The sequence below is a fragment of the Mesorhizobium sp. M0514 genome, assembly GCF_040321145.1.
Classification (GTDB): Bacteria; Pseudomonadota; Alphaproteobacteria; order Rhizobiales; family Rhizobiaceae; genus Mesorhizobium.
Genome location: NZ_JAMYQZ010000036.1, coordinates 43,712 through 59,442, shown reverse-complemented (window position 1 = coordinate 59,442; position 15,731 = coordinate 43,712). Strand labels below are relative to the sequence as shown.

General features: G+C 63.3%; 21 protein-coding genes. 15 read left to right on the top strand and 6 right to left on the bottom strand.

Features of this window, described 5'->3' with window-relative positions; translation table 11 throughout:
• The 6 genes from NKI61_RS16800 to NKI61_RS16775 form a co-directional block, all read left to right on the top strand.
• Window positions 1-201 (top strand): hypothetical protein (locus NKI61_RS16800; RefSeq protein ID WP_352840099.1); only part of this gene is annotated, 201 nt, incomplete at its 5' end.
• 91 nt (window positions 202-292) lie between these two features.
• The gene (locus NKI61_RS16795) at window positions 293-1,108 is read left to right on the top strand and encodes a class I SAM-dependent methyltransferase (protein ID WP_023693742.1); all 816 of its coding nucleotides are present in this window, start codon (window positions 293-295) and stop codon (window positions 1,106-1,108) included.
• Between the two features lie 248 nt (window positions 1,109-1,356).
• Window positions 1,357-1,800, top strand: a complete 444-nt coding sequence (locus tag NKI61_RS16790; RefSeq protein ID WP_023671447.1) for a Ros/MucR family transcriptional regulator — start codon at window positions 1,357-1,359, stop codon at window positions 1,798-1,800.
• Window positions 1,801-1,872: 72 nt separating this feature from the next.
• On the top strand, window positions 1,873-2,037 hold the full coding sequence (locus tag NKI61_RS16785; protein WP_023685951.1) for a hypothetical protein: 165 nt from the start codon (window positions 1,873-1,875) through the stop codon (window positions 2,035-2,037).
• A gap of 114 nt (window positions 2,038-2,151) precedes the next feature.
• Window positions 2,152-2,421, top strand: coding sequence for a hypothetical protein (locus NKI61_RS16780; RefSeq protein WP_023671445.1), 270 nt, complete (start codon window positions 2,152-2,154; stop codon window positions 2,419-2,421).
• A 94-nt stretch (window positions 2,422-2,515) separates the two neighbouring features.
• Complete coding sequence (locus tag NKI61_RS16775) at window positions 2,516-2,821, top strand: hypothetical protein (RefSeq protein ID WP_023671444.1); 306 nt, start codon at window positions 2,516-2,518, stop codon at window positions 2,819-2,821.
• Between the two features lie 22 nt (window positions 2,822-2,843).
• On the opposite strand, the gene NKI61_RS16770 is transcribed toward NKI61_RS16775, so the two are convergent.
• Window positions 2,844-3,257, bottom strand: coding sequence for a DoxX family protein (locus NKI61_RS16770; protein WP_023700688.1), 414 nt, complete (start codon window positions 3,255-3,257; stop codon window positions 2,844-2,846).
• A gap of 145 nt (window positions 3,258-3,402) precedes the next feature.
• Entirely contained in the window at window positions 3,403-3,906 is a 504-nt protein-coding gene (locus tag NKI61_RS16765; RefSeq protein WP_023671442.1) for an Lrp/AsnC family transcriptional regulator, read from the bottom strand.
• Between the two features lie 84 nt (window positions 3,907-3,990).
• Between NKI61_RS16765 and NKI61_RS16760 the strand changes: the two genes are divergently transcribed.
• The 4 genes from NKI61_RS16760 (at window position 3,991) to NKI61_RS16745 (ending at window position 5,983) form a co-directional block, all read left to right on the top strand.
• The gene (locus NKI61_RS16760; protein ID WP_023697757.1) at window positions 3,991-4,548 is read left to right on the top strand and encodes an RBBP9/YdeN family alpha/beta hydrolase; all 558 of its coding nucleotides are present in this window, start codon (window positions 3,991-3,993) and stop codon (window positions 4,546-4,548) included.
• A gap of 83 nt (window positions 4,549-4,631) precedes the next feature.
• Window positions 4,632-4,997: a VOC family protein gene (locus tag NKI61_RS16755; protein ID WP_023697758.1), complete on the top strand. Its 366-nt coding sequence runs from the start codon at window positions 4,632-4,634 to the stop codon at window positions 4,995-4,997.
• A gap of 402 nt (window positions 4,998-5,399) precedes the next feature.
• Window positions 5,400-5,576, top strand: coding sequence for a hypothetical protein (locus NKI61_RS16750; RefSeq protein WP_023671438.1), 177 nt, complete (start codon window positions 5,400-5,402; stop codon window positions 5,574-5,576).
• A gap of 113 nt (window positions 5,577-5,689) precedes the next feature.
• Entirely contained in the window at window positions 5,690-5,983 is a 294-nt protein-coding gene (locus NKI61_RS16745; protein WP_023685943.1) for a DUF982 domain-containing protein, read from the top strand.
• Between the two features lie 49 nt (window positions 5,984-6,032).
• On the opposite strand, the gene NKI61_RS16740 is transcribed toward NKI61_RS16745, so the two are convergent.
• The gene (locus NKI61_RS16740) at window positions 6,033-6,752 is read right to left on the bottom strand and encodes a Crp/Fnr family transcriptional regulator (RefSeq protein ID WP_023671436.1); all 720 of its coding nucleotides are present in this window, start codon (window positions 6,750-6,752) and stop codon (window positions 6,033-6,035) included.
• A 283-nt stretch (window positions 6,753-7,035) separates the two neighbouring features.
• Between NKI61_RS16740 and NKI61_RS16735 the strand changes: the two genes are divergently transcribed.
• Window positions 7,036-7,266, top strand: coding sequence for a DUF6894 family protein (locus NKI61_RS16735; protein ID WP_023671435.1), 231 nt, complete (start codon window positions 7,036-7,038; stop codon window positions 7,264-7,266).
• Between the two features lie 106 nt (window positions 7,267-7,372).
• Window positions 7,373-7,873, top strand: coding sequence for a hypothetical protein (locus tag NKI61_RS16730; protein WP_023671434.1), 501 nt, complete (start codon window positions 7,373-7,375; stop codon window positions 7,871-7,873).
• 37 nt (window positions 7,874-7,910) lie between these two features.
• Here NKI61_RS16730 and NKI61_RS16725 read toward each other — a convergent pair whose 3' ends face one another.
• The 3 genes from NKI61_RS16725 to NKI61_RS16715 form a co-directional block, all read right to left on the bottom strand.
• Window positions 7,911-10,025 carry an EAL domain-containing protein gene (locus tag NKI61_RS16725; RefSeq protein WP_023697759.1) on the bottom strand — a complete coding sequence of 705 codons (2,115 nt, stop codon included), beginning with the start codon at window positions 10,023-10,025 and terminating at the stop codon, window positions 7,911-7,913.
• 124 nt (window positions 10,026-10,149) lie between these two features.
• Window positions 10,150-10,725 (bottom strand): sigma-70 family RNA polymerase sigma factor, encoded by a 576-nt coding sequence (locus NKI61_RS16720; protein WP_352840098.1) that lies wholly within the window; start codon window positions 10,723-10,725, stop codon window positions 10,150-10,152.
• A gap of 150 nt (window positions 10,726-10,875) precedes the next feature.
• Window positions 10,876-11,265, bottom strand: a complete 390-nt coding sequence (locus NKI61_RS16715; protein WP_352840097.1) for a DUF427 domain-containing protein — start codon at window positions 11,263-11,265, stop codon at window positions 10,876-10,878.
• Between the two features lie 819 nt (window positions 11,266-12,084).
• Between NKI61_RS16715 and NKI61_RS16710 the strand changes: the two genes are divergently transcribed.
• From NKI61_RS16710 to NKI61_RS16700, 3 genes are read left to right on the top strand one after another with little or no spacing between them, the layout of a single operon-like run.
• Complete coding sequence (locus tag NKI61_RS16710) at window positions 12,085-12,576, top strand: Csu type fimbrial protein (protein WP_023685937.1); 492 nt, start codon at window positions 12,085-12,087, stop codon at window positions 12,574-12,576.
• Between the two features lie 26 nt (window positions 12,577-12,602).
• Window positions 12,603-13,325, top strand: coding sequence for a fimbrial biogenesis chaperone (locus tag NKI61_RS16705; protein WP_023819045.1), 723 nt, complete (start codon window positions 12,603-12,605; stop codon window positions 13,323-13,325).
• Window positions 13,297-15,717, top strand: a complete 2,421-nt coding sequence (locus tag NKI61_RS16700; RefSeq protein ID WP_352840096.1) for a fimbria/pilus outer membrane usher protein — start codon at window positions 13,297-13,299, stop codon at window positions 15,715-15,717. Before NKI61_RS16705 ends, NKI61_RS16700 begins: the two co-directional genes overlap by 29 nt.
• Window positions 15,718-15,731: the final 14 nt, after the last annotated feature.

The following is a 15,731-nucleotide window of genomic DNA, read 5'->3' as shown; positions in this document are numbered from 1 at the left end:
ACGGAAAGCCAATTGCTTGGCTTTCCGAACGACGAACGTTCGGCAGGCCAGAGGGGGGCTGTCCCGCCGACATCCGATATCCGCACGTTGTGGGCATCAGGAAAACAAAACCCGCCTCGTGGGCGGGTCGGTGGCGCAAATCAGCACCATGGACAAATCATAGCAAAGCTGCCCTCACCCGTCAATGCAGATAAGAAATAATTCCTACTCCGGTCAAAGCCTCGTCCTTGGCGGCGGCGCGCATTGCGCGAGGGCCGCATCGATGGGATGCTGGGTCTCGTCGGAGAGCGAAATGAGCGATGTGACCAGTCACTATGGCAGCGGCGGCATTGTCGAGCGCATCCTGTCGGCTGTGCCGGACGCAAAGGCCGGCAGCCTCGCAGCCAAACAACTCTATCCGTTCGATCAGCTTCATGGCCGCGAGCTGATCGCCACGCAGGACCATGCTGCGCGTCTTGCGCCCTCCGCCGGCGATCGGGTTCTGGACATCGGCAGCGGCATTGGCGGCCCGGCCCGGTTCCTTGCCGAGACCTATGGGTGCAGCGTCGACGGCGTCGACCTGACGCAGGCGTTCGTCGAGGCATCCCGCCGATTGACCGAGCTCTGCGGCCTCGGCGACAAAGTGCGTTTCCATGAGGCCGATGCGACAAGGCTGCCTTTTGCGGACGACACATTCGACGCGGCGATCTGCTTCTATGTCGGCATGAATATCGCCGACAAGGCGGCGGTCATCGGGCAAGCGTGGCGCGTACTGAAGCCGAAGGCCAGGCTTGTCTGGACCGAGGCGGTGCTGGCGGACGGCGAGCCTCACTATCCCTTGCCTTGGGCGGTGTCGGCTGTGGCCAGCCATCTCGTCGACCGCGAAACCCTGAAGGCTCTGTTTGCTTCAGCCGGATTCCAGGTCGACGACGTCATCGACGAAACCGGCGATCACGTCGAGCTGGCGTTGAAACGGGCAAATTCCAGCATGGTTCCGTCGCCCGCCCAGCAGCAGGCCAATGAGATCGTGCTCGGCGCCGAGTTCGTGCATCGGCGAAAAAACTACATAAGCAGCCTGAGCGAGGGAAAACTCGCGTCACTGGCCATCATCGCTTCCAAGCCGGCCTGAAACAAAAAACCCGCCTCGGCGGCGGGTTGGTGGCGCAAATCAGCAACATCGACAAATCATAGCATAGCTGCCCTCACCGGTCAAGATATGTCAGGAAAGAATTCCTACATCGACATCGATCGGAGACTCGGCGATGCTAGCGCTACCACATCCGGCGTCAAGTCATATGCATATGTTCTAAAGTGCCATGCCGTCGGCGGATGTTGTCTGATAATTTGTCCTTTGGCATCAAGGGGGCAAAAGAAGCCATGTCTGAGGACAAAATCCGAAATATAAATCTGACCGCCGACATCGTCGCGGCATTCGTGCGCAACAATTCAGTGCCTCCGGATAGCCTGCCGGCGTTGATCGAGAGCGTCAATGCAGCGCTCGCGGCCGTGGACAATCCCGTTGCTCCGCCGCAACCTGCGCCTGAGCCCGCGGTCAACCGCAAGCGCTCGGTAACGCCGAATTTCATTTACTGCCTCGAGGATGGCAAGAAGTTCAGGTCGCTGCGGCGTCATCTCGGCTCCGCCCATGGCATGACGCCGGAAGCCTATCGCGCCAAATGGGACCTGCCCGGCGACTATCCGATGACGGCGCCCAGCTACGCCGCCAAGCGCTCGGAGCTGGCAAAGGAGTTCGGGCTCGGCATCAGGACACCCGAGGCCCCGGCCGCCAAGGCGCCGGCCAAGAGCAAGACCAAGGCGTAAAGGCACGCCCCCTCCGTGCCGTACGCCTGCTGGAGGACGATCGTGGTGGCCGGAGAGCCCAATGACGTTCGCGTGGAACGTGTGGACCGCCGCCAATGGGCGGTGCTGGTTGCCGAGAATGGCACGGTGACCCAGCATCTGTTCATGGCCCAGGAAGCGGCCGAGGAGTTTGCCGACGGCGAGCGGACAAGGCTCGGCCTTCCCGCCAGGCCGCCGGCGGCGGATCCGCTGGCCTGAACAGTCCTTCAACGGGCTGCAGGATACAAGACGCAGCCTTCGACAGGCCGTCTAGCGACTGGTCATTAGCTGGCTCTTATGGAATCATTCCACTCCAACTCGGGGGAGAGCGGGATGGACAAACCAGCCATGGCATCCGTGTTCAGGATGCGGCAAGCGCCAGCCACTGTTTCGGGCGTTCGCAGCGTCGGCCAAGGCCAGGCCGATCCGGTCATCGGCAGAAGGCCGCTCGGCGAGGCGATCCGCTTCGTCATCGACGCCCATCCCCATTACGACATCAGCTGCGTTTCGATCGCCTATGGCGACGGCTCGGCCCCGCGCCTCGGCAGCCGGGAGGTCAAGGCGCTGTGGGCCGAATATGGCCGCCGCTGGATGGAAGAGTAGCGCAGGCCATCGGCCGACGCCTATCGCTTGCATCCCCGTCCGGATCGTAACAGCGGCTCATGCGTTGAGCGTGAGCCAAATGGGAGCAACAGCCATGAACGTCGCCAATCTGCAACTCGAAGGCCTGCTGATGGCCGTCGCCTCGATCAATCAGGTGCTGGTGCGCAAGGGCCTGCTCACGGTGGAGGATATCGACATTGCGCTGCGCAAGGCCGAGGCCATCGAAACCGGCGAGGAGCGGTCCGACGGCATGTCGGAGTCCAACCGCGACGCCGTCAACTTTCCGATCCGACTGCTGGAACTGGCCAATCAATGCCAGCCGGAGGCGGACATGCCGTCCTTCTCGAAACTGGCCCGCATGGTCGGTCAGATGAAGGAACCCTACAACGACCAGATGTGAGGCGGTCTGCCGACGCGGGGCCTCACCCTCGGCCAATCTTCGAGGCCAGCACGCTGCCCGGTCCATGCACGGCGGCGAACAGCAGGCCGGCGGCGAACGGGAAATGGGACATGAAGGCGCCGAACTCGGCCTGGTTGCCGGTCCAGTGCGACGGACCGTGGAAGGCAAAGCCGAGGAAGACCACGTAGACGGCGGCGACCAGGGCGGCCGGCGTGAAGAACGCTCCGGTCAGCAAGGCGATCACCAGCAGCGTTTCGAGGATCGCGGCGCACCAGGCCAGAAACAGCGGGAACGGGAAGCCGGCGGCGGCGATGTAGCCGGCGGTCATGTTCATATCCATGAACTTGAAGGCTGCTCCCATCGCGAACATGGCGGCCAAGGTCAGGCGGGCGATGAGAATGGCCGCGGTCTGCCACGGCGATTGAACGGCTTCCATGATGTGCTCCAAAGGTTTGCAACGGGTTTCGCCCCAAGGACGGGCGCCACGCCGCCGATCCTACACCAGCCCGCGAAATTCTTTCGCGGCAAAGCCGGACCTCGCAAAAGGAGGCGCTTGCAATCCTCTTGCCGCGCGTGGCCGCTCAGAGCTTCGCCATCAGCTCCCGCCCCAACCGTTTCGGCGGCTCGGCGCGCAGCACCACATTGGTCGTCACCGCGCCGTAGCGGCCGATGGCATCGACGATGCTTTCGAGGTCGGGCGGCGACGGCACGACCACCTTGACCAGAAAACAATCCTCGCCGGTCACCCGCAGCACCTCGACCACTTCCGGCATGGCCGCGAATTTCTTCAGGCAGGTCTGGATGTGCTCATGCGTGGTGCGCAGGCGGATCATGGCCATGGTGCCGAGACCGAGGGCGGTGGGATCGATCGCGGCCCGGTAGCCGGCGATGATGCCGCGCTCCTCCAGCCGCTTCACCCGCTCCGACGTCGCGGGCTGGGACAGGCCGACGCGGCGGCCGAGTTCGGAAATGCCGATGCGGCCATCCTCCTGCATGATCTCGATGATTGCCATGTCGGTGGGGTCGAGCCGTGGCCGGTAATCGCCGTTTGCCATGAACACCTTCAATCCATCGGAATTCTTCATCGCTTTCCGATGATCTCTCATTCCGCGAACAAGGAGAAGCCCTAGGATTGGGACATCATCTGCGGCGAAGAAACAGGATTTTCCATGACCGACTTCATCATTCTGCCGGGCAGCGGCGGATCGGGCGAGGCCCACTGGCAGACACGCTGGCAACAGGCCGACCCGGCGATGCGCCGCTTCAGCCCGGCAAGCTGGGAGCTGCCGGATTTCGACGACTGGGTGGCGGCGCTGGACGTCGCGGTGTCACAGGCACAGACCCCGCCGGTGCTCGTCGCCCACAGTCTCAGCTGCCTGCTGGTCGCGCATTGGCAGGCGGTGTCGAGCCGTCGGATCGGCGGGGCGTTTCTGGTTGCGGTTCCCGACCCGGCCTCGCCGGTCTATCCCGCTTACGGAATTCCCTTCGCCGATACGCCGCGCGGGCCGCTTCGCTTCCCCTCGCTGATCGTGGCCAGCACCGACGATCCCTATGATCCGAACGGCTATGCCGGTGAGAAAGCCACACAATGGGGCAGCGAACTGCACATCGCCGGGCCGCTTGGTCACATCAACAGCAATAGCGGGCTGGGCGACTGGCCGGCGGGAATGGAGCTGCTGACGGCCTTCGTGAGAGACAGACAGGCCGACCACGCAATCGCACCGTAGGCGCCCGAAGCGTGCGCGCGGGCTTGCCCCGACTTGTCCCGCCAGCTATCTCTCGGGAGGGGCGTTTGTGAGGGAGCCTGCGAATGGTGTCCGTCCGATATCTGGTCCGCGATGTCGATCTGTCCATCGCGTTTTATACGAGCTATCTGGGCTTCGCGCTGAAGCAGCAATTCGGTCCGGCGATGGCCATCCTGACGCGCGGCGACCTCTCGCTCTGGCTCGCCGGTCCCTTGGCGTCGGCAGCCAGGCCGATGCCGGACGGCCGGACACCCGAGCCGGGCGGATGGAACCGCTTCGTGCTCGAGGTCGAGCAATTGCCGTCAATCGTGACTAAGATGGTCGAGGCCGGCGTGCGGTTCCGCAACCAGATCGTCGAAGGTCCGGGCGGGCGACAGATTCTTTGTGAAGACCCGTCCGGCAACGTGATCGAGCTGTTCGAGCCCAGCTAGACTTCGGCCGTCGCCTCGGATTCGGCGCCGGGCTTTGCCTGGCCTTCCCACTGCCGCTCCGCCTCTGCTTTACGCTTCGGACAATCCTCGTAGTCATGCTCTCGCGAACCGCAATAGGAGCAGCATTTTGCCGGCGTGTCGGTTCGAAGCATTGTGGCCATGCACAAGAATGCACGAAAATTCATCCGGTTGCAGCAGCGTCCGCGACGTCGCTGCTGGGATGCGTGACCGCCAGCCTGGCACCGCCCTCAATAGCCGCCGCCGAGGATCGGCAGAATCTCGGCGGCAGACATTGCGCGCGGCGCGTATTCGTCCGGCCTATATCAAAGTTAAATGCGGATGCTGGGCGTGAGGTGGTAGGTGATCGCGATGGGGGGACTCTCAACGCGCTCGAGGTGTCCCATGGACGTTCGAAATCTGATTGCCAAATTGTCAGCCGCGGTATTGCACCGCCGCGCCGCGTCTTCGCCGATACTGTTCAGGCCGATCCGCAACTCGCTCGCCGACATCCCGTTGAAGCCGGCGCCGCGGCCGCCTTATCGTCCGCATCGGCCGATCTGGCCGGCAAGCAACATGTAGCTCGCCGGGCTGCAACCAGTTTGTGATTTCCTCGTTTATGGCGATCCCGTTTTCAAGGAGGCAAGTGATGAGATCGATCCGGGCGAGGCGCGAATGGTTTGGATGGTGAGCGCATGAGCCGTTTTCTGCCCCTGACGATCAGATTCGTGGACGGCAGCGCGATGACGGTGTCGTCGATCGCCGACGCCAGGAGGGCGCTAGGCGGAACATGGAAGAACAAGCAGACGGCGGCCTACAAGGCGGCCGACAGGCTGGTGGATGACGCGTTGAACGGCATTTGCCGCCCGGACATCGCCTTTGCCGCTTTCCAGAATGCCGCCGCCCAACAGGGCTTGCTGAAGCCGGCGAAGCCAAGTGCCGCCCTTGCCATGCTCGACGAATTGGCGTCGCTGGATGGGCATCGTTGAAAGACCGGCTGACGGATTGCCTGCGATGTCATGGCGAACGCCGGATAGCCTATCTCGGCTCGCGGTTCATGCTGAGATAAGTCGGGTCGAACTCGGCGATTTCCACCAGCTGCTGCCAGTCCAGAATGGTCACCATGTAATTTGCCCAGCCGATCACACCGATCTTGCGCAGCGCGCCGATGACCCGGTTCATGTGGACGACCGAAAGCCCAAGCACATCGGCCAGTTCCGCCTGCGACAGGGGAAGCCGGAAACTCATGCCGTTGGTCTGCTTGACGACCTGGAGCCGCACGAACAGCTCGCACACAAGATGCGCCAGATGCGAAGTCTTGGACCGCCGGCCCATGGCCACGATCCATTCCCGATGGATGGCGCCATCGACGAGCGTGTCCAGCCAAAGCAAGCGGCTGAGATGAGGCGCCTGTTCGGTGATCGTCCTTAGCCGACTGTGGTCGGCGGCGATCACCCGGCATGGCGACAAAGCTATAATGCCATGGTCCATTGTCTTGAGCAGGAAGGCGTGCAAATCGACAAAATCGCCTGGCACCTGCAACGAGGTGAACTGGCGGCCGCCATCCTCCAGCACCTTGTAGCGCGCCGCCAGACCCTCGATGATGAGCGTGCTGTAGCCTGGCCTCGATCCCTCTGAAACGATGTCCTGACCGGTGGCAAAATCCATCTCGATGGTCATGGCGGCGGCCAGCAGCCCCTTTTCCTGCTCGGACAAAGCGTCATGCTGGCCAAGGTTGAGATAAAGCGGTTCTAGCATCGAGGATCCAGTTCGAGATTTCGTGGACATTCGTGGCCTAGCCAAACGCCGGAGATCGGGTGCGGTTGCAATCGGCCGGCACGGCGACGGCTCCTGGCAGGAAATCTGCTCAGGGCACAGTCGCATGGAACCATGGGTGCGGGTTGGGATTTAATCCATGTCGCTCAAAAATGGCCCCGATTTTGAGACAACGACATGCATAAAAACACAGACCTGAAGCGCGTCGCCTGCGTCCTTCAACCGCGATGCGCCTTAGCGTTCTCACGCAGGGATCCTTGCACACATGGAACGGTTCTACTTCGACTTGTACAACGCCGAGACCCAGATTGATGAAGAGGGGCAGCTTTTTCCCAGCCGGGAGCGTGCGGGAGCCGAAGCGCTGCGCATATTGCACGATGTGGCGCGCGACGAGATACCGGAGGGCGACCACCGGCGGATCACCGTCAAGATGCTGAACGAGAACAGGGAGCAGATATTCGAAGCGTCGCTGACCATGGCGTCGCTGTGGAGTTGAACTCGTCGACCCTGTCGAGGACTGTATGGAACCTCTTGCCCTCCCCTCTGTTTCCTAAGGAGGGGCCAGCGGCAGAAGCTGCACGGCTGATTGACTGGAGGCATCTATGTCCTTGCAAAAGCTTCATCCCGAGCAGGTCGACGACACACGCAGGCTTGCCTATTCGACCTTTGCCCCGGCGCTGATCGGTTCGCTCACCAAGCGTCTGGCGCGGTGTCAGGGCGTCAAGGAACTGGGCGCCCTGGAAAAGTCGCTCATCCGCCTGATCGAAGACTCTGATGTCGATGGGCCGCAAGCCGAGGCGATGAAAGAGTTCGCCATCGAGCTGGTGGTGTCGACGATATCGGAAGCCCGCGCTCACCCCGACACCAAGAGCGATGTCGAAGCCGTTGGCGAGCGCCGCGCCGAAGGCCGCTCCGAGAACCCGCAGACGCTCGAGGAGCAGTTGCAATCAGGCCTCGAAGACAGTTTTCCGGCCAGCGATCCGCCCGCCGTCCTCTCGACCGCCATTTCCGGCGGCTCGAAGGACCTTGTCGGCACCGACGAGGTGTTGCGCCGCAAGAAGGAGGCGGCGCAGCGAAAGCAGGAGAAGGCCGACGCCGGTTAGCCGGACAAGTCGCGCCAGCTCGGGCGATGAGAAGCCGTCAGCCGAAGCGCTTTTCCGGTGACTGTCCGCTGGATGGTGACTGTTCGCCGGCCCGCGCGACGATCGCCTCGAGCGGCTCCGGCCGGTGCAGCAGAAAACCCTGGCCATAGGCCACGCCCATGCCGCGCAGAATGTCGAGCGCTTCCTGCTGCTCGATCTTTTCGGCCACCACCGCGCAGCCGAGACTTTTGGCGATGCCCGCTATGGCCGAGACGATCTCGCGGTCGAAACGGCTTTCCGCGATATTCTCGATGAACGAGCCGTCGATCTTGATCTGATCGACCGGAAAGCGCCGCAAATATTCGAACGAGCTCATGCCGGCGCCGAAATCGTCGAGGCTGACACGGCATTGCCGCTCGCGCGCCTTGCGCACGAACTGCTCGGCGGCGTCGAAATTGGTGACGGCCGCGGTCTCGGTGATCTCGAAGCCGATGCCGGAATGCGGCGCCCCGGTCTCGGCGATGACGGCGTCGACGAAATCCCATAGCAGCGGATCGCTCAGCGTCTGCGCCGACAGGTTGAAGCCGAGCATGATGGCGCCTGACCGCATCGCCGCGCCATGCTGCGAAAGCGCTGTCCTGATGATCCAGCGGTCCAGCCGCGAGGCAATGCCGAAGCGCTCGGCGACCGGAATGAATTCGTTGGGCGGGATCAGCTTGCCATTGCGCCCGGCAAGCCGCGCCAGCACCTCGACGTGGCGGCTCTCCTGCCAGGGCTGGCCGAGCAGATGGATTTCCTGGCCGAACAGTTTCAGCCGCCCGTCATCCATGGCGTCGACCGTGTCGGCGGCGACACGCGCCGCGTTGAGGCCGCCGGAGCCCGACGCCGCATCGGCCGAAAACACCGCGAAGCGATTGCGCCCGGCCGCCTTGGCGGCATAGCAGGCGTCGTCGGCGCAGGCCAACGCATCGGCAACTGTGGTGGTGGTGTCCTCGACGAAGGCGATGCCGATGCTGGCCGCGAGTTTTCGCGAGGTCGCCGGCAGTCCGAGGTCGGCGTCACGGACCGCCGCAAGAATCGCGCCGGCCAGCGCCTCGGCCTTGGCCGATTGGCAATTGGGCACCAGCAGCGCGAACTCGTCGCCGCCGAGGCGCGCGGCACGCGCCGATGCCGGCAGGCAGCCCAGAATACCGGCGGCGACACCCCTCAGCGCCAGGTCGCCGGCGGCGTGGCCGGCAAAGTCGTTGAGCGCCTTGAAGTAGTCGAGATCGACATAGAACACCGCCAGCGGCAAAGCCCGCTCGGTGGCGATATGCACGGCCAGCAGCCGGTCGAAGGCGGCACGGTTCAACAGGCCGGTCAGCGCATCGTGGTGAGCGGCGTAGGCGAGTTCCCGCTCGCGCTTCTTGTCCTCGGTGATGTCGCGCACGGTGCCGAGAATCTGGCCCGCCGTCTCGGGCGCCGCGATGAAGCGCACCAGCGATTCGACATGGCGGATTTCGCCGTCGCGCCTGACGATGCGGTATTGCGCGGCGACGACGCCGTCGGTCGAAAGCGGCGCCAGATGGGCGCGCTCTGCGGCATCCTTGTCGTCGGGATGCAGATAGGAATGCCAAAGGTCGGCAGCCACCTCGTCGGTGTCGGCGACCAGGCCGAATATCTCCCTGGTGCGGGCGTCCCAATAGCTCTTGTTGGCGTCGATGTCGTGATGCCAGATGCCGGTGCCGCTGGCCGCCAGCGCCAGGCGAAAGCGCACATTGACCCGCTCGAGTTCGGCTTCCGCCTCTTTCTGCCGGCTGATGTCGGTCTGCACGCCCATCAGCCTGACCGGCTTGCCCGTCTCGTCACGCTCGACAATGCCGCCGCGGTCCAGCACCCAGATCCAGTGGCCGTCCTTGTGCTTGAGGCGCAGCTCGGTCTCGATCGAGGCGGTCAGGCCGGAAATGTGCCGCTCGCCGCTGGCCAGCGCCCGCTGGCGGTCGTCGGGATGCGTCAGCTTCAGCCAGAGGTCGTCGCTGTTGGCAAGCTCGCCATCCTCATAACCCAGCATGTGCGACCAGGTCGGCGAATAGAAACAGTCGCCGCTCAAAATATCCCAGTCCCATACGCCGAGATGAGCGCGTTCGAGCGCAAGCGCCCAGAATTCGCCGTTGCGTATTTTCTCTTCAGCCATGCCCTGGTTTCGCTCACTCCGTCGCCGCCACTATGCACGCAAGCAGAGAAGAAACCGTTACCGGGTGCGCCGCGCCCACAGTGCGGACAAGGCCTGCAATCGTGGACCATGCCGTAAGGCGTCATCATGCGATTGGGGCTCGTCCTGCCATTGGCGCCCTGATTGGAACCGCCCTGGCCGGGCCTGGCTCGACGATCCTTATCGCGCGGCGGCGCGCATTGTCCTCGAGCAGGCCGCGCAGTTCCTCACGGCCGCGCGCGATGCGCGACATCAGCGTGCCGGCCGGAACGCCGAGCATCTCGGCGGCCTCGGCATAGGAGAAGCCCTCGATGGCGACCATGGTCAGCGCGGCACGGCGGTCCGGGCTGATCGCCTGCAGCGCGTCGATGATCTCGCGCGCGGCGACGTTCTCCAGCTGGTCGGCGGGAGAGGCTTGCGCCTCGCCGGCCTCCAGCGGCAGCATCGAGGCCTCGCCTCGCCGGTTCACCTTGCGCATCTGGTCGATGAACAGATGATGCATGATCGTGAACAGCCATTTTCGCGGGCTCTCTCCCGTCTGCCAGTTGTCCAGCCGCAGCAGCGCCCGCACCAGGCAGTCCTGGACGAGATCGTCGGCGGAATCGCGGTCGCGCAGCAGCGAGCGCGCATAGCGGCGCAGGCGCGGGATTTCGTCGAGAATGGCTCTCTGCTTTTCGTCCATGACATTTTGTCTTTGTTTCGGCATGCCGTTGCCGCAAAACCGCTGCGCCCCCGGGTGAGGACAGCTTTGGCTGATCTGAAAAATTCCTCTGTTCATGCCTGTCGTCGGCTCCAAAAACGCTGGGCACTTTTGGGCGACAGGCATGACGCGCTAGCGCGGCGTGGCGTCGATGGCGACCCGGTCGGGATAGAAGGCGCCGTGGGCGCGAATCTCGGCCATCTCGTCGAAGGGCTGCTCATAGGCCCACATCGCGTCGTTACCGGTTTCGCCCGCCGGCAGCACGTTCCAGTAGCTGGAGTCGCCCTTGTAGGGGCACAGCGTCGACCGCTCCGTCTTCCTGAGCTTGCGGAAGTCGATGTCCTCGAACGGGATGTAGAAGGAGAAGGGATGGGGCGGCTCGGTCACCATTTTGGCTTTTGCCGAGGAAGCGATGATGTTGCCGCTTGCAAACACGACGACACGCCCGTTGAAGGGCTCGACGGTGATCACCTTGCCGGGATTGCGCCTGAAGCCGGGTGACGGGTTCGCATGCTGATTCATGACTGCTCTCCTTGTCCACTGGTGGTTCGATGCCGGGTCGACGGCGTCAGCTCTCACTGGTCACTGATGGGCCGGCGACAGCGGTCACACGCGACAGCTTCTGGCGCTTTTCGAGCTGTGGCTTTTCATAGGTCTTCTTCATCGTTCTTCCTTTTCTGACGTCTGGCAGCCGGTCCGCGCGGCTGCCGGCCGTGGATCATGGCTCCAAGGGACAACAGGCGCATCTCCCGTCCGGCCGATGCGCCGCCGAAGGAAATCCGGGCCAGCGTGGCAAGAACGATTCGCATGTGTTTCGCCGCGATCCGACGGCGGTGGATTTATCTCAGCCGGGACGGCCATGCTTGGGCCGGGCGGAACACGGTTTGGCGAATGCGGCCCTGTCAGCACGACCGCAAGGCTTGGACAGGCGCGAACAGCTACCGGCGCGGCTATGGCGATGGCTGCTTGGCGCCGGTGCACGCCGCGAAATATCGATAATAAAGGACGAAAGGTGAGACTCTACAAAATAAAGATGATTTGCCAGATATTTTCTTCTTTTCGGCACGAGAAGCAAAATAAATTTTCGACAGACGAACTTTCACTTCGGAAAAATGTCCATTTCATCTCTGTTAACCAAATATTAACCAAAATTATCCGATACATACCGAAGTTATTCGCTGTCGTAGTCCGAATCTAAGTTGTAATAATCATTGCACAGTTCGCTTCTGACATTACTGTATCGTTGATGTCTTGCGAAGCATGCAACGGAGGAGCTGTAGGAGTGAAATCCGGGTCAAGACTGTGTTGCGAGGAACGGTCTGCCCGACGGAGGAAACACGCATGAGATTGCTGAAATATGCGCTGCTGGCGGGAGCGTCGCTGCTTCCCATCCTGCCCGCGATCGCCGCGACCGCGACGGGCAGCATGAATGTCCGCATCACGATTACCGACGAATGCAAGGTGCAGACGGCGAGCGATCTCGATTTCGGCTCGCACGGTGTCATTGATGCGAATGTCGACCAGACCAGCACCATCAACGTGCAATGCACGACCGGCAAGTCCTACAATGTTGGTCTGAGCGCCGGAGCGGGCGCGGGCGCAACGGTTGCTGTTCGCAAGATGACCGGGCCGGCGTCGGCGACGATCGACTACACCATCTACAGGGAAAGCACCCGGACGCAGCTTTGGGGCACCACGATCCCCACCGACACGGTCGGCGGAACCGGCAACGGCGCCATTCAGCCGCTGACGGTCTACGGGCGTGTTCCACCGCAGACGACACCGGCGGCGGGCCTCTACACCGACACGGTTGCGATCACCATAACGTACTGACAATCGATACCAACACGAGGACGATCATGCGATCCATGCTTTCATGCATCGGAGCCACGGCTGTTCTGTTGCTGTGCGCCGGTCTCTCACAAGCCGCTTCGCTCAGGGTGGCGCCGACAGGTCTCGAGCTGATCTCGCCCGACGCCTCGGCGGTTCTCAACCTCAGCAACGATGACCCCAAGCGGCCGATCAATGTGCAGATACGCGTCTTCGCCTGGAGCCAGGCTGGCGGGATCGAGACGCTGACGCCGACTACCGACGTCGTCGCCAGCCCGCCATCGACCAAACTCGGACCCAATGCCCAATACGTGGTTCGCGTCGTGCGCGTCAGCAAGGCGCCGGTGCGGGCCGAGGAAAGCTACCGCGTCATCGTCGACGAGTTACCCGACCCGTCGCGCAAGAAGGCCGGTACGGTCGCGCTCGCGCTGCGCTACTCCGTGCCGGTGTTTTTCCGCGACGCCGATGCCGCCGCGCCGGCAGTCGCCTGGAGTGTTTCGCGCAAGGGCGGCAGTCTTGTGCTGACAGCCAGCAATACCGGTGAAAGTCGTCTCCGCTTGTCCAACCTATCCCTGACCCAGAACGGCAAAAAGCTCGGCAACCGAAACGGGCTCGTCGGTTATGTCCTGGGCGGCGCGACCATGCAGTGGCCGATCGGCAGCGGCAAATCACTGTCCGCGGGCTCCGTGCTTTTGAAGGCACAGAGCGATCTTGGACCCTTCGATGCCAACGTTGCCGTCAAGGGCAAGTAGCGTCGCTGTCATCGTCGCGGTTGCGACTTTCACACCTTGCTTGGCGGTGCGTTCGCAGGAATTTCCGGCCGTGACGAACCTCGAACAGCCGGCTTCCGTTTTACCAGCGGGCCGCAGCCTCTATCTCGAGGTGTTCATCAACGACGTTTCGACCAAGCTGGTCGGCAATTTTATCGAGATGCCGGATGGTGGGCTGGCGGCGGCGCCCCAAGAGCTGAAGGAGGTCGGCCTGAAACCGCCGGAGGACATAGCCGACGCCGGCGGCCTGGTCAGGCTCGACCAGTTGGCCGACGTTTCGTTTCGGATCGATGAGGTAGCCCAGCGCCTCTACGTCACCGCCGCCAATGACAGCCGCGAGGCGCGCATGGTGGATCTCGGCTTGCGCTTGCAGGACCGGCCGGCGCCGCAATCGGGCTTGGGCGCGGTTCTCAACTATTCGCTGTTTGCCAGCTCCAACACATTGTTCGACAAGGACGTCGAGCTGTTCCAAGGCGTTTCCGGCGGCTTCGATGCGCGCGCGTTCAGCCCCTATGGAACGCTCAGCCAATCCTTCATCGCCGGCTATTCCGACGGCAGGCTGGGCGGCTTCACGCGGCTCAACACGACATGGAGCTATTCCGACCCCGACCGGCTGATGACCTACCGCGCCGGCGACTTCATCTCCGGTGGATTGTCGTGGACGCGTCCGATCTATCTCGGCGGCATCCAGGCGCAACGCAACTTCCACCTGCGATCGGACCTGGTGACGCTACCCCTGCCCTCCTTCGGCGGCACGGCGGCGGTGCCGTCGACGCTCGAGGTCTACACGCAGAACGTGCGCACCTATTCCGGCGACATCCAGCCCGGGCCGTTCCAGGTCACCAATCTGCCGGTGTTCACGGGCGCCGGACAGGCGCAGGTGGTGCTGCGCGACAGCCTCGGCCGCGAGACCACGGCCACCTTGCCGTTCTATGCCTCCAGCATGCTGCTGCGCCAGGGACTGCTCGACTTTTCCGTCGAGGCAGGGATGGCGCGGCGCAATTTCGGCATCTCCTCCGACGATTATGACGGCCGCGTCATGGGGGTCGCCAGCGCGCGTTACGGCGTGACCGACCGGCTGACATTGGAAGCCCATGCCGAGGGCGGCGCCGATCTGATCAATGGCGGCATAGGTGCTGCCTTCCCGCTCGGGGCATATGGCGCGGCTTCGCTGGCGGTCGCCGGCAGCCATCATGACCGGCGCACCGGCTCGCTGGTCGATGCCAGTGTCGAATTCGGCTATGACGGCTGGGCGATCAACGCCCACATGCAGCGGGCCTTTGGCGGCTATGAAGACATCGCCTCGGTGACGGCACAGCCGGTCATACTCGATCCCGATGATTTCACCCGTTTCAGCGCCGGTGTGCCGCGGGCGGTCGACCAGGTGACGCTCAGCGTGCCGATGCCGATCGATTTCTCCAGCCTCAACTTCTCCTATACCCACCTCAAGGATGCCGAAGGCGAAAACAGCCAGATCGTCGGCCTGTCCTACAGCCAGGCGATCTTCAAGCGCAGCACGCTCTATGCCACCGCCTTCGCCGATCTCGACGACGACAGCAGCTATGGCGTGTTCGCCGGGATTTCGATCCCGTTCAACGACGAGATCTCGGCGTCGACAGGCGTCGAGCAAGGCCCTGAGGGCCTCAATGTCACTGCCGACCTCGCCAAATCGGAGCGGGCCGAGGACGGCAGCATCGGCTGGCGGCTGCGCACCTCGGAGGGCGAGGTCCCCAATCGTTCGGCAGCGGTCAGCTACCGCGCGCCGTTTGCGCGTTTCGAGGCCGGCGCCCAGCAATTCGACAAGGACTTTCGCGTGACCGGCCAGATGGACGGCGCCATTGCGGTCGCAGGCGGCGGGGTGTTCGCCACCAACCGCATCGACGATGCCTTTGCCGTTGTCGATGTCGGCACGCCTGATGTCGAGGTCTTGCATCAGAACCGGCCGGTAGGCAGGACCGACAGCAAAGGCCGCATCCTGGTCACCGGGCTCAACTCCTATGAGCTGAACACGGTCTCCATCGACCCGAAGAATCTACCAGTCGACGCGGATGTCCCGGCTACCAAGGAGACCGTCGTCCCAGCCGACCGCAACGGCGTCGTGCTGAAGTTCGGCGTGTCCGAGGCGGCGCAGGCCGCGCTGGTGACGCTGGTCGACTCGAGCGGAACGCCGCTCGAAGCCGGACTGTCGGGACGCGTCGATGGCGGCACTGAAGACTTTGTCGTCGGCTATGACGGGCAGGCCTATATCAAGGGCCTCGGCAAGCAGAATTCCGTGCAGGTCGAGCGCGCGGACGGCGGTTCATGCCGGGCAGAGTTTCCCTTCGAGGCGGTGCGTGGCCGGCAGGTGGTGATCGGGGACGTGGTGTGCCAATGAACATCCGACGCCAG

Bases quoted from the DNA above. Each gene is read 5' to 3' on its own strand.
- NKI61_RS16740 (WP_023671436.1), bottom strand. From the start codon at position 6,752: ATGCTAGAACCGCTTTATCTCAACCTTGGCCAGCATGACGCTTTGTCC.
- NKI61_RS16720 (WP_352840098.1), bottom strand. From the start codon at position 10,725: ATGGACGAAAAGCAGAGAGCCATTCTCGACGAAATCCCGCGCCTGCGC.
- NKI61_RS16725 (WP_023697759.1), bottom strand. From the start codon at position 10,025: ATGGCTGAAGAGAAAATACGCAACGGCGAATTCTGGGCGCTTGCGCTC.
- NKI61_RS16735 (WP_023671435.1), top strand. From the start codon at position 7,036: ATGGAACGGTTCTACTTCGACTTGTACAACGCCGAGACCCAGATTGAT.
- NKI61_RS16775 (WP_023671444.1), top strand. From the start codon at position 2,516: ATGAACGTCGCCAATCTGCAACTCGAAGGCCTGCTGATGGCCGTCGCC.
- NKI61_RS16705 (WP_023819045.1), top strand. From the start codon at position 12,603: ATGCGATCCATGCTTTCATGCATCGGAGCCACGGCTGTTCTGTTGCTG.
- NKI61_RS16780 (WP_023671445.1), top strand. From the start codon at position 2,152: ATGGACAAACCAGCCATGGCATCCGTGTTCAGGATGCGGCAAGCGCCA.
- NKI61_RS16715 (WP_352840097.1), bottom strand. From the start codon at position 11,265: ATGAATCAGCATGCGAACCCGTCACCCGGCTTCAGGCGCAATCCCGGC.
- NKI61_RS16730 (WP_023671434.1), top strand. From the start codon at position 7,373: ATGTCCTTGCAAAAGCTTCATCCCGAGCAGGTCGACGACACACGCAGG.
- NKI61_RS16795 (WP_023693742.1), top strand. From the start codon at position 293: ATGAGCGATGTGACCAGTCACTATGGCAGCGGCGGCATTGTCGAGCGC.
- NKI61_RS16750 (WP_023671438.1), top strand. From the start codon at position 5,400: ATGGACGTTCGAAATCTGATTGCCAAATTGTCAGCCGCGGTATTGCAC.
- NKI61_RS16760 (WP_023697757.1), top strand. From the start codon at position 3,991: ATGACCGACTTCATCATTCTGCCGGGCAGCGGCGGATCGGGCGAGGCC.
- NKI61_RS16765 (WP_023671442.1), bottom strand. From the start codon at position 3,906: ATGAAGAATTCCGATGGATTGAAGGTGTTCATGGCAAACGGCGATTAC.
- NKI61_RS16710 (WP_023685937.1), top strand. From the start codon at position 12,085: ATGAGATTGCTGAAATATGCGCTGCTGGCGGGAGCGTCGCTGCTTCCC.
- NKI61_RS16745 (WP_023685943.1), top strand. From the start codon at position 5,690: ATGAGCCGTTTTCTGCCCCTGACGATCAGATTCGTGGACGGCAGCGCG.
- NKI61_RS16755 (WP_023697758.1), top strand. From the start codon at position 4,632: ATGGTGTCCGTCCGATATCTGGTCCGCGATGTCGATCTGTCCATCGCG.
- NKI61_RS16770 (WP_023700688.1), bottom strand. From the start codon at position 3,257: ATGGAAGCCGTTCAATCGCCGTGGCAGACCGCGGCCATTCTCATCGCC.
- NKI61_RS16790 (WP_023671447.1), top strand. From the start codon at position 1,357: ATGTCTGAGGACAAAATCCGAAATATAAATCTGACCGCCGACATCGTC.
- NKI61_RS16700 (WP_352840096.1), top strand. From the start codon at position 13,297: ATGCCAACGTTGCCGTCAAGGGCAAGTAGCGTCGCTGTCATCGTCGCG.